The 10,758-nt window shown below is 69.3% G+C and carries 9 protein-coding genes and 1 pseudogene; 6 read left to right on the plus strand and 4 right to left on the minus strand.

Annotated features, from left to right (window positions below):
• A pseudogene (locus ACFWYM_RS44480) lies at positions 1 to 269 on the minus strand (hypothetical protein); the annotation flags it as partial.
• A 246-nt stretch (positions 270 to 515) separates the two neighbouring features.
• On the opposite strand from ACFWYM_RS44480, the gene ACFWYM_RS44485 reads away from it, so the two are divergent.
• Entirely contained in the window at positions 516 to 1,016 is a 501-nt protein-coding gene (locus ACFWYM_RS44485) for a hypothetical protein (RefSeq protein WP_384851258.1), read from the plus strand.
• A 264-nt stretch (positions 1,017 to 1,280) separates the two neighbouring features.
• The gene (locus ACFWYM_RS44490) at positions 1,281 to 1,814 is read left to right on the plus strand and encodes a hypothetical protein (protein ID WP_384851260.1); all 534 of its coding nucleotides are present in this window, start codon (positions 1,281 to 1,283) and stop codon (positions 1,812 to 1,814) included.
• A 165-nt stretch (positions 1,815 to 1,979) separates the two neighbouring features.
• Here the strand turns inward: ACFWYM_RS44490 and ACFWYM_RS44495 are convergent, their stop codons facing one another.
• On the minus strand, positions 1,980 to 2,516 hold the full coding sequence (locus ACFWYM_RS44495; RefSeq protein ID WP_384851262.1) for a peptidoglycan-binding protein: 537 nt from the start codon (positions 2,514 to 2,516) through the stop codon (positions 1,980 to 1,982).
• Positions 2,517 to 2,989: 473 nt separating this feature from the next.
• Complete coding sequence (locus ACFWYM_RS44500) at positions 2,990 to 3,826, minus strand: DNA alkylation repair protein (protein ID WP_384851264.1); 837 nt, start codon at positions 3,824 to 3,826, stop codon at positions 2,990 to 2,992.
• Between the two features lie 542 nt (positions 3,827 to 4,368).
• On the opposite strand from ACFWYM_RS44500, the gene ACFWYM_RS44505 reads away from it, so the two are divergent.
• Positions 4,369 to 5,781, plus strand: coding sequence for an MFS transporter (locus ACFWYM_RS44505; protein ID WP_384851266.1), 1,413 nt, complete (start codon positions 4,369 to 4,371; stop codon positions 5,779 to 5,781).
• 244 nt (positions 5,782 to 6,025) lie between these two features.
• On the opposite strand, the gene ACFWYM_RS44510 is transcribed toward ACFWYM_RS44505, so the two are convergent.
• A complete protein-coding gene (locus tag ACFWYM_RS44510) occupies positions 6,026 to 6,871 on the minus strand; it encodes a D-alanyl-D-alanine carboxypeptidase family protein (RefSeq protein WP_384851268.1) in 846 nt (281 codons plus the stop codon).
• Between the two features lie 369 nt (positions 6,872 to 7,240).
• Here ACFWYM_RS44510 and ACFWYM_RS44515 point away from each other — a divergent pair, with 369 nt between their 5' ends.
• The 3 genes from ACFWYM_RS44515 to ACFWYM_RS44525 all read left to right on the plus strand — a co-directional run bounded on the left by ACFWYM_RS44515 (position 7,241) and on the right by ACFWYM_RS44525 (position 10,543).
• A complete protein-coding gene (locus tag ACFWYM_RS44515) occupies positions 7,241 to 7,483 on the plus strand; it encodes a DUF1049 domain-containing protein (RefSeq protein ID WP_384851270.1) in 243 nt (80 codons plus the stop codon).
• Between the two features lie 233 nt (positions 7,484 to 7,716).
• The gene (locus ACFWYM_RS44520) at positions 7,717 to 8,304 is read left to right on the plus strand and encodes a TMEM175 family protein (protein WP_384851273.1); all 588 of its coding nucleotides are present in this window, start codon (positions 7,717 to 7,719) and stop codon (positions 8,302 to 8,304) included.
• A gap of 223 nt (positions 8,305 to 8,527) precedes the next feature.
• Complete coding sequence (locus tag ACFWYM_RS44525) at positions 8,528 to 10,543, plus strand: FUSC family protein (RefSeq protein WP_384851272.1); 2,016 nt, start codon at positions 8,528 to 8,530, stop codon at positions 10,541 to 10,543.
• Positions 10,544 to 10,758: the final 215 nt, after the last annotated feature.

The raw sequence follows: 10,758 nt of genomic DNA on the forward strand, positions 1-10,758 counted from the left end.
TCGGCAATATTTGATGGAGTATCACCGTTTTGTGCAGGCCCCGCGACACAATCGAGGTGTGCCCTGCCGCTCCCATGGCCGCGCCGTCGACCACCCGGCCTTCGAAAGAATTCCGCAGCAAGGTATCGGCGTTCGCCATCCGTCATGAACACCTGCTCGCGAAGCCCGCAGCGCCCGCCCGCGAACTCGTGGAAGGCCCAGCCTGCATCGCGGTCCCAACCCTCCACGGAACCAGGGGCCTTGATGACACAGGACTGCTCGTCGATCATGACCAAGCCATTCTGCGACACCGACGAGGAGCGCCTGACGTGACAAACAAGGACGAACAACGCGCAATCACCGACCGTTTGGGCATACAGGCCGAAGCCTCGGAATGGTGCACGATCGGAAAAATTCCCACGCCACCCGCCGACGTGTTCGAGGCGGCCGGCTCCCCGCGGCTCCGCCCAGGGCGGATGCACCCCTTGGAGATGCTCTTCGCGGTGCTCGCCGCGCCGTTCAGGTTGATTGGGTGGTTGGCGGTCCTTCTGACCGAAGCGAGGGAAGCAGTCCATCGCACTCTCGACCTCAAGAGCGAGAAGGAGCGGTTGCGGGGGAAGAAGGGTGAAGCCCGGCGGCACGAGGCGTTCATCGTCGAGCAGGGGCTCGACCGCGTCTTCGACGGGAACTGGCAAGGTGCGGCGGGCCAGTTCCTGCTGCGCTGGTACACGCACTCCACCGACGACCAGCGCCTCGTGCTCATCACCCAGGACGGCATCACCCTCGCCGCACCACCTGTGCGTGCCGTCCTGTCCCGGGAGAAGCACACGGAAATCGTCGCCCGGCTCGGCGCCGACGAGGTGAGCCTCGTCGACCCGTTCAACTGGGAGTACGAGACGCGGATGCTGCTCCTGCGCTTCCGCGACGGCTCATGGCGGCGGATCGACACCACCGACACCCACAGCGACCTCCACAAGCACCTGCTCCGCCAACCCCTCCCCGACGCCTTCCCCAACCCTCTCCCCCTCGACAACTAACACCTCCCGTCGCGGAACCCCCTCACGGGCATGGGCGTAGTAACCGTCCGCGTAACCGCATGAACAGCTCGGTCTGGAGATCCCGGGATGGCCCGCGCACATCGATCCGTGAGGCAGCTGACGTGGGCCGTCGTGACGCCCGCCTCGCTCCTCGGCTCCCCGCCTGTCGGCGCCCGCCAACTCCCCCGGCCGTGCGGTGGGTGCCGGACTACGAGACCATCCGTATCTGTGAGTGTGAACCTGCAAGCCGACGGGGAGCCTGCCGTGAGCGACGACAACAGCCCCAGCGACGACTGGACGTGCGAGCTCGACCTGGGCCAGGACTGGCTCGACACCACCGAGGACGACGAGACCGGCGCGATGATCACGGCCGAGCACTGGGTCGGTGATCCGACCAGCCTGCGACAGTTCCTGGCCGGACCGGCCGCGCTGCTCACCCTCAACTGCTACGGCGAGGAGGGTGTCTCCCAACCCGATGTAGCCGAGGTCGCGGCCATGCTGGTCCACCGGCGGGGCTTCGTCCACCAGCCTGAAATCACCTACCTCGATGTCCCTGCCGGGCCTGCAGTGCGAGTGGCAGGGCCGGTCATCAACCGCTCATACGGCGGCCTGCGACGCGAGAAGGGCCACATCGTCACCTTCGCGGTCGCTCCGCCTGGCAAGGACGACATCATCGAGCTGACCGTTGCGTGGGCCGAGCGCCGCCACGCCCCCGAACTCGCCGCCCTCGCCGACTCCTTGATCTCTACGCTGCGACTTCTCCCGGCTATCGACGAGGGCGCATCCGCCTCGCAGTAGGACGTGCTGATTCGAGCCCGGAAGCACCCTCGCGTAGGCGGGCGCTGTTGTCTTGCGGCTGACTGGCGCAGGGCGCGGCCATATCCGCGAGTACGGGACGGTGGGGCGCAGGGGCTGCCCGGCGTGTGGCCGGGCAGCCCCTGCGCCAACGTCTTCAGTGCTCTTCTAGCACTTGTTGAAGGTGGCCTTCCCGTACCACAGCGTCTTGAGGTCGTTGCCGAGGTACATCCCCCACTTGCCGTTTGCGGCCCGATAGAAGGTGATGTGACGGCCGGTCTTGCCCACCCACCGGTACTTGTTGCCGCCGAGCTCGGCGAGGCGATCTTCAGTTGCCTTCTTGAAAGTCTTGGGGCCCACCATCCCGTCGCCCCTCAGGTCGTGGTAGCGCTGCCACCAGATCGTCTGTTCCTTGGCCTTGGGTCCGAAGCTGCAGTCGATGTCATCCCAGTTCAGATAGCCGTCGGCCCACAGGATGGTCTGCCACATCGCGGCGACGTTGCTGTGGTTGTAGGCACTGGTGGTGAGAGTGCCCTCGTTCCACCAGTCGTCGAACGGATTCCCCTGGCCGCTGATGGCGATGCCGTCGGCGGCCGTCGCGGATGCTGTGCCGGTCAGGAGCAGCCCGGCCGCTGTGAGCAGGCTGCTCGCAGCGATCGCGGCCCGGCGGGTGCGGGCCGGGTGGTGGCTGGTGCGCAGGTGCATGGTGTCCCCCCGTGGAGATTCCTCGTCTGTCTCTCTTGAGACTCCGGGATGCCCCGCAGGTGGTGAAGCGCTTCGGGGGCTGCTGGGACATTCTGGGACGGCCTTGCCCTACCAGGGCGTTGACCTGCTGATTCCGGGGTTGCCCCGGGCCAATGGGACGCACCGCTGGGACAGGCCACGGCACCTGCGGGCAGTGTCGTGCTGTGCATGCTCGACGTCGCGGCGGATGAGGGCTTGGGCAGCGGTCTCGTCGAAGGGGCGTCGGCCTCCCGCAGCGACACGCGCGTGGGCGAGCTGGTAGTCGATCGCCGACTCGGCGTCTTCCCCGATCGGCGGGCCCGGTCGGCGTCGTGGCCGGAGGCTGGAGTGGCTCAGTCGGTTCGGCCGTTGGCCTGCTTGGGGTGCTGTCTTCGGGTCGTCGAGGCCGGTGTACAGACGGTCGCGTGTGTCCGTCCCGGTTCAGCTCAGACGACTCAGGCCGAGGCTTCTGATGCTTCGTCAGCGGTGACGTCGACCTCGGTTGCACCGAGGATGCGCCCGTTGGCTTGGACTTCGATGCGGTGCGGGCCGGGGTGGATCGTGCGCACCGAGACGTGCTGGAACCGGTGTTGGCGTGAGAAGTGGACCGCTTGGCCTGCGGGCAGATCCCGGACGGTCAGCTTGAAGACCTTGCCCGCCTTGGGGCCGCGAACGCCTTGGTAGCGGACCAGGTAATCGATCGCCGCTCTCGTTGCGTTGGGGGCGTGCAGCGTGAAGGTGACGGTGGTCGTGCCGCCGATGGAGATGGTGGAAGGCGAGCAGGCGAGGTTCGTGATCTCGATGGGGGCGTCGTGATCGAACCCGAGAACCGCGAGAGCTGCTGGGTGTCCTCGTTTGACGAGCGTTCGCAGGCCGTGGCGTACGACGAAATCCCCCTGCGTGGTGCTGAGGGACCATCGCGGGGCGGCGTCGAGGGCGATGTCGGGGTGGTCTTTGCTGATGTCGTTGAGGTGGTTCGCCACTGAACGGCGCACGTAGGAGGATTCGTCGCCGACGAGAGACTCCAGGTGCGCCAGCGCGGGAGTGGGATCGGCGACGAATCGGGAGAGTTGTGGTGCCCAGGGCAGCCGCGGCCGCGTGCCCTCCGAGACGAGCCGCCGCACATGTTTGTTCGGGTCGGTGGTCCACGACCTGAGGTGGTCCATCGTGAGGTGGTCGTGGGCGTCGATAAAGGGGCGGATTGCGAACTCGGCGGTGTAGCAGGGAGTGAGCGCGGCCCGTAGCGGGAGCCCGATGAGGTCCGGTGACAGTTCATCTTTGAAGTCGGCCATCTCAGCGCCCGCCCCTGGTCAGGTCAAAGCCCTCAACCACTCGCCCCGTACGCCCCTCGTTCGGTGGGAGGAAAGGGTTGATGCGTTCCCCCTGTGCGTTCGGGGACGGCGTGCACATCGACCTGGCCAGCATGTTCTTGAGCCTGCCCTGGAGCCACTGGGCGTCTTTGAGGCGCCGGCTCTGACGCCGCGCAGAGCACGGCGGGTCGAACATGTATGTTTTTTAGGTTCTTCTGCCGCCCTGTGCATGGGCGGGTGCGTGTTCATTCGAGGTGATGACTTATATCCCAGGCCCAGTAGCCGTCTTTCCCGGGCTCTGCCCGCGGACGCCCGCCTGAGTGGTCAGGCGGTTTGTGCTGTCCGCTGTGAAGACGGTGTTCCCGATGGCCTGGGCTCCGTGGCATTTTCCTGTGCGCAGTAGGCGTACCCGGGCCTTGGTCTGCCCGTTTCGCCCTACTTCTCAGAACAGGAATCCCTGCTCCGTGTCTCGTGACACCCGCAACGCCCCGCCCCGCCCGGATGCCGATTCTGCTGGACGGTCCTTGCGCCGCGGCAGCCTGATCATGCTGGCCGTGGTGCTGATCGGTGAATTGATGGCCGTCCTGGACGCGTCCGTCGTCGACACCGCCCTGCCGACCATTCAGGCCGACACCGGTGCCATGGCCGCCGACCTCCAGTGGACTCACGCCGCGTACTCCCTCGCTCTCGCCGTCGGGCTGATCACCGGTGGCCGCCTCGGTGACCTCTACGGCCGCAAACGCACCTTCCTGTACGGCACCGGCGCCTTCACCGCCGCGTCTCTGCTGTGTGCCCTCGCCGCCGGCCCCGCCACCTTGATCGCCGCCCGCGCGATACAGGGCGGCGGCGCGGCGGTCATGGTGCCCCAGGTCCTGGCCACCTTGCACGTCGCCTTCTCCGGCAGCGCCCGCGCCAAGGCGTTCGGCCTGTACGGAACCGTCATGTCCGTCGGCAGCGTCGCCGGTCCGGTGCTGGGCGGCATGCTCACCCAGGCCGACCTGTTCGGCCTCACCTGGCGGTCCATCTTCCTGATCAACGTTCCCCTCGGCATCGCCGCCGTCCTGCTCGGCCGCCGCTACATCAGCGAGTCCCGTGACCGGCGTGCCCTGCGCCTGGACCCGCTGGGTACGGTCCTGTCCGCGCTCGGGCTGCTGCTGATCGCCTACCCGCTCAGCGCGGGCGGCGCGCTCGGCCGGCCATGGTGGACGTTCGCGGCCATGACCGCAGGCGCAGCCGTGCTGGCGGGCCTGGTCCTCCAGCAGCGGTCAAGGACCCGCAGGGGCAGCTCCCCGCTCATGGTGCTGGCCCTCTTCTCCGGGCGGCCCTTCTGCGGAGGCATGGCCGCCCAGCTGGTCGTCGGGCTACTGTCCGGTCTGTTCTTCATGTGCTGGACCCTCTTCCTGCAGCAGGGCCTGGGCCTGAGCCCGTCACGTGCGGCGATCGGCTTCCTCCTCCTCGCCCTCACCGAAATCACCGGTGCCTGGCTTTCCACGGCCGCCGTCGCCCGCCACCAGCGCCGCGTCCCCCAGGCCGGCGCGCTCCTCGCGGCGCTCGCCCTGACCGCGTTCCACCTGCTGGCCACCGCCTACGGCACCGGCCTGACCATGACCGTCATGGCTCTGCCGGTCCTCGCGCTTGGCCTGGGACTGGGCATGATCGGCGCCCCGCTCACCGACCTCACCATCGGCCGCGTCGACGACGCGCACGCCGGATCGGCCTCCGGACTGTTCAACACCGCCATGCACCTCGGCGTCGCTTTGGGCGTCGTCCTGACCGGGGTCGTCTTCTTCGCCCACGACCAGACCGCGACCGCCCGCGGCAGTGAAGTCGTCGACGCCTTCACCGTCACCCTTCCGTACGTGATCGCCGGCCTGTTGATCACATGGGTCCTGATGTTCCTCCTCCCCCGCGCGACCCCACGCGCCCCCCGGCACTGAACCTCAAGCCCGGGGGCGGAGACAGCTGCGTCTCCGCCCCCGGGCTCTCGTAAACAGTCCCTTGCCCGAGCGACGCGGACGACGTCGAGCGCCCCCCTTGCTCACGCTGCCGGGCCGAACCCAGCTCGCCCCGCCGACCGCGAGCCCGGCCAGCCGTCGCGCCCCGGCACCCCGGTCCTACTTGCCCTCGCGCCGGACACCTCGACCGCCGACATGCGCATCGGATACGCGCGGTGCTCGACGCTCACCCAGGAACTCCAGTGTCAGCCCGACGCGCTCCCGAGGCCCCGAGCACGAGGCAGTGCTTCGCCCCGGACGTGACCTCGACGGCCCACATCAGGTTGCCCCCTGCGGGAGTGCTCGACCCGGTCTTGAGCCCGATGACTCCGGGCCTGTCCAGCAGGGTGTTGGTGACCGGGCCCGGCATCGTGGGACCCGTCACGCTGCGCTGGGCGACCACGGCGCGCAGCACCGGCTGCTTGATGGCCTGGCGGGCCGGCTTGAGCTGGTCATCGGCGGTGCTCGTGGTGGTCGCCTCGATCCCGCTCGCGCCGGTGTCCGTGGTGTGGCTCATCCCGAGGTCCCGTGCGGTGCGGTTCATCTTCGCGGCGAACACCTCCTGGCTCACGGCGTCCCAACGGGCCGGCAGCCGGGCGATGTTGTTGCCGGACGGAAGCAACAGCAGCTCGAGCAAATGCCGTTCGGTGAGCTGCTGCCCCGCACGGACCGGAGCCGAGGACTCATCAGACGAGTACGCCTCCCGCTCGGCAGCGGCAGCGGCATCGACCGCGATCCGCGGGCCCGGCCTCGCTGCCCTCGAGCGGGTGTTCCTGAGGATCACGTACGCGGTCATCACCTTGCCGACGCTCGCGATCGGCACCGGCTTCTGCCCGCCCGTACCACCCAGCGTGCCGCCCCCCGTCGAGCGCGATGCTCGGCCCTCGCCCTCGCCCTCGCCCTCGCCCTCGCGCAGCCAGGACAGGTCGAGGTGTTTCGCGACGGCGGAGTGCCCGCACAGCACCGCGGCACTGTCCGCGCTCCGCCGGGCGAGACCGGCCCAGCCGCCCATCCCGACCACGCCCACCAGCACGGCCGCACCGCAGGCCGCCCGGCCCCGCGTCCAGTGGCCCCGCGCCGAGCGATGCTGCGGTGAGGAGCCCGGCGCAGCCGCGCGTATCCGATCAACGTCCACCGAGCATCGGCCTCTCCAACGCCGGCCGCACACGGCGGAGTGCCACATGCGTGACCAAGCCTCGGAGAGGGCCGCATCCGCCCGATCAGGGGATCGCATCCACGGGTCCACAAATGTGTGTCGTCCAGATATCGACGCGGCACGCGTCACACGTCCACAGCCATGCGGAGGGCATGGCGCATGTCGAGCCGTCGACTCGCCTCGCGAGGCTGCTTCACTGGCCCGGGCAGAGCGGCGCCACTCTCACCAGAACGAAAAGGCACCTCCATGAGCCCGAAGAACTCCGGCACTTCCCCCAACTCCACCGGACGCGGCACCACCTGGACACCCAGCAGGATCCTGACCCTCGCCCTGGCGGCACTGACGCTCGTGTTCATCTTTACGAACCTCGGGCGGGTCAAGGTCCGCCTGATCTTCGTGGACGTTTCCGCGCCGCTGTTCCTGGCCCTCGCTGCAGTGTTCGCCATCGGTGTCCTTGTTGGCGCCTATTGGATGCGGACACGCAAGTAGGCACGTACACCGCTGCCCGGTGGTCACCGAAGCCCCGTCGTGTGGGGCCTGCCCAGCCAATTGGGCGCAGGCAAGGAAGGCGAAGACGACTGAGGTGCTGCGCAGCTGCCGAACCAGCCCAACGGCGCCGCATTCGGCCCGGATGAAGCCGAGCCCGCCATTCATTACGGCGTCCTTGGTTCGGGGGTGCGACACGGGACGAGATCGAAGCGAGCCCGGACCGACTGATCGCGCTGTCAGACGGGATCTACGCGATCGCCATGACCCTGCTCGTGCTGGACGTGAAGGTCCCTGACGGCCTGGACACCTCAGGGTTCAGGCGTGCCCTCGCGCGCTTGTGGCCGCAGGTGGCCGCCTACGTGTTCAGCTTCTACATCCTGGCGACCTTCTGGCGCGATCACCGAAGACTGTTCCTGCGGGTGCGCCGGGTGGATGCGACCCTGCTGCGGCTCACCCTGGCCTCGCTCGGAGCGATCGCGTTGCTGCCCTTCCCCACCGCACTGCTGGCCGAGTACCGCACCCAGCCCCTGGCAGTTGCCCTGTATGCCGCCGTCATCACCTGCACTGTCGCGCTTCACCTGGCCATCGCCGCCGTCCTGTGGCGCCACGAGCACCTGCAGGCCGAGCACATCAGCGACCAGCTCGCGCGCGGTGTCATCCGCGACCTCGGCGCCACCGTGATCGTCTTCGGCCTGTCCGTGCCCGTCGCCTTCGTCTCGCCCCTTGCGGCGGTCTGCGTATGGCTCTCGCTGATCCCCGCAAAGATCGTCACGGGAAGGCAGGTTCGGTCCGCGAGCCAGCGTGTCGGCAACCACCCCTGACGAGGCGGTTAGACGGGCCGACGACAAGGTCGCACAGGAGCGCACCACGGGCAGACCGCCTCGCCTGGCGGATGCCGAACTGGTCATGCCGGCAGTGGTGCAGGCGCTGCCCCGCCAAGAGGTCGCGTAGGCGACAGGCCGATCAGCCGGATCCGGGCACGCTCATCACTCGCCCGCGATCCTCTGCGGGCACCCTCGCCGGTATCGCAACATACTGGGGCGCATGTCCCGCCTGTGCCCCGGCTCGCACCTCTCCTCCCCGCCCGGGTGGCTGGCCCGTACCCTCGATCCGCTGAAGCCGCGGCCCGCCCGCACCCCATGGCCCGCCGTCGTCCGCGCCGGCGTCAGCATGGCCTTGCCGCTCGCCGTCGGGATCGCCTCCGGGTATCCGGCGTATGGTGCGCTCGTCTCCATGGGCGGGCTCTCCAGCGTCATCAGCGGTGACTCCCCGACGAGCACCTACCGCATGCGGGTCTTCAACATCGGTGTGCCGCAGCTCTTCAGCTCCGTCGGCATCGCTCTCGGCACGCTCGTGTACGGGCATGGATGGGTGGCTGTCGCCGTGGTCACCGCCATCGCCCTCATGTCCGGGATGATCTCCACGATCGGCGCCGTCTCCTCGGCTTCAGGGATGCTGCTGCTGATGAACGCGGTCGTCGGGGCCGGGCTTCCGATGCCCGAGCCCTGGTGGGCCGGGGCCGTACTGATGGGCGCCGGTGGGCTTCTCGTGCTCCTGCTCTCACTGCTGGCCTGGCCGCTCAGGTCCGGGCTGCCCGAGCGGGCCGCGGTCGCCGACACCTACCGCGCCGTCGCCGACCTCCTGGAAGCGGCGGCGCTCGGGCCGAGCGCGTACGCCGCTGCCCGGCAGAACGTCACCCAGTTGCTCAATCAGTCCTACGATCTCCTGCTCTCCCACCGCGCCCGCGACCACGGCCGCCGCCCGGACCTGGTGCGCCTCGTGGGCCGGCTCAACGCCCTGATCCCGGTCGTCGAAGCCGCCCCCGCCATCCACCAGTGCACCGAGCGCTCCGGTCGCCCGCTGCCCGTGGCGGTGCCGACAGCCGTACGCACCCTCGCCGACGCCGTCGACCGCGGCTTCACCGGCCCCGTTGCCCTGCGCCTGCCCGAGCCCGAAGATCCGGCCACACGCGCCCTCGACGACGCTCTGCGCCACGCCGCCGAGGCCATCGACGGCACCGACCCCGACTCCGACCCTGACAATGCCGACGACCGGCTCGGCCGCCCCGGCGCCCTGCACGAACGCGCCCGCCGCGCCGCCCGCACCATGCTGCTCTCCGGCGTCGCCTGGCGCTACGGACTGCGCCTGGCGCTGTGCATCGGCCTCGCCCAGACCCTGACCTCCCTCATCGAGGTGGAGCGTTCCTACTGGGTGGCTCTGGCCGTCGTCTTCGTCATGAAGCCCGACTTCGGCTCGGTCTTCTCCCGGGCCGTGCTGCGAGCTGTCGGTATCGCTGCGGGCCTGCTGCTCGCAGCGGTGGTGCTCTCCCAGGTGCCGCGCGGCTGGTGGGAGGTGGCGGCCATGGCCCTGCTCGCGCCGCTCATCCCGGCCCTCGCCCTGCGCGGCTACGGCTACCAGAACGCCGCCGTCACACCGGTGATCCTGCTGCTGTCCGACGTCATCAACCACCAGGGCACCCACCTGATCGCCCCGCGCCTGTACGACACCGTCATCGGCTGCGGCATCGCCCTGACCGCGGGCTACCTGCTGTGGCCGGAGAGCTGGCGCACCCGTATCGGCGACAGACTCGCCGATACGGTGGGGGACACCGCGCGCTACGTCGAGTGCGCCTTCCTCGACCCGGAGGCGCCCGGCGTCCCCGACCGGGCGGCCCGCGCCCGGATGCGGCGACGCCTCTACCTCGATCTGGCCGCCGTACGCACCGAGTTCCAACGGGCCCTGACCGAACCACCCCCGATGGGAACCCGCGCCGCCGCGTGGTGGCCACTGGTCGTCGCGATCGAGCGCGTGGTGGACGCGACCACCGCCGCCCGCATCCGGATGCGGCACGGAGCCCCCTGGCCACCACCCGCCGACGCCAAGGAACTCGCCCTGGAACTCGAAGAGTTGGCGGACGCGGTGCGCGGCACGACCACTCTGGCATCGACGCCGGAGGCACCCGGCCAAGACGAAGCCGAGGACGGCGTACTCGAACCACTGCGACGCGAGGTACGCGCAGCACGGGCCGTCGCCTCCCCGGACACCGGCCACCCGGCATGACCGGTTCGCTCGGACGTGAGTACCTCGCACCAGTCGGAGCCTGCCTGCCTTCGCCGTGCCACACAGCTCGGTCGCGGAGTTCCGGGAATCCCTGCGCGCGGGTGGCCAGCATGCCCGATGGCCCCTAGGTTCTGTCCGGCGGATCATGTGACTGTCGGCTTGCCGTCTCGTTGTTCTCGACGTGGGGCGAGGTGATCTGACGAACGCGGAGTGGG

The organism is Streptomyces sp. NPDC059009 (genome assembly GCF_042740175.1).
In the GTDB taxonomy this organism is placed as follows: Bacteria; Actinomycetota; Actinomycetes; order Streptomycetales; family Streptomycetaceae; genus Streptomyces.

Excerpts from the sequence above, each read along its gene's own strand:
- ACFWYM_RS44495 (WP_384851262.1), bottom strand. The coding sequence starts at position 2,516 with ATGCACCTGCGCACCAGCCACCACCCGGCCCGCACCCGCCGGGCCGCG.
- ACFWYM_RS44515 (WP_384851270.1), top strand. The coding sequence starts at position 7,241 with ATGAGCCCGAAGAACTCCGGCACTTCCCCCAACTCCACCGGACGCGGC.
- ACFWYM_RS44525 (WP_384851272.1), top strand. The coding sequence starts at position 8,528 with ATGTCCCGCCTGTGCCCCGGCTCGCACCTCTCCTCCCCGCCCGGGTGG.
- ACFWYM_RS44500 (WP_384851264.1), bottom strand. The coding sequence starts at position 3,826 with ATGGCCGACTTCAAAGATGAACTGTCACCGGACCTCATCGGGCTCCCG.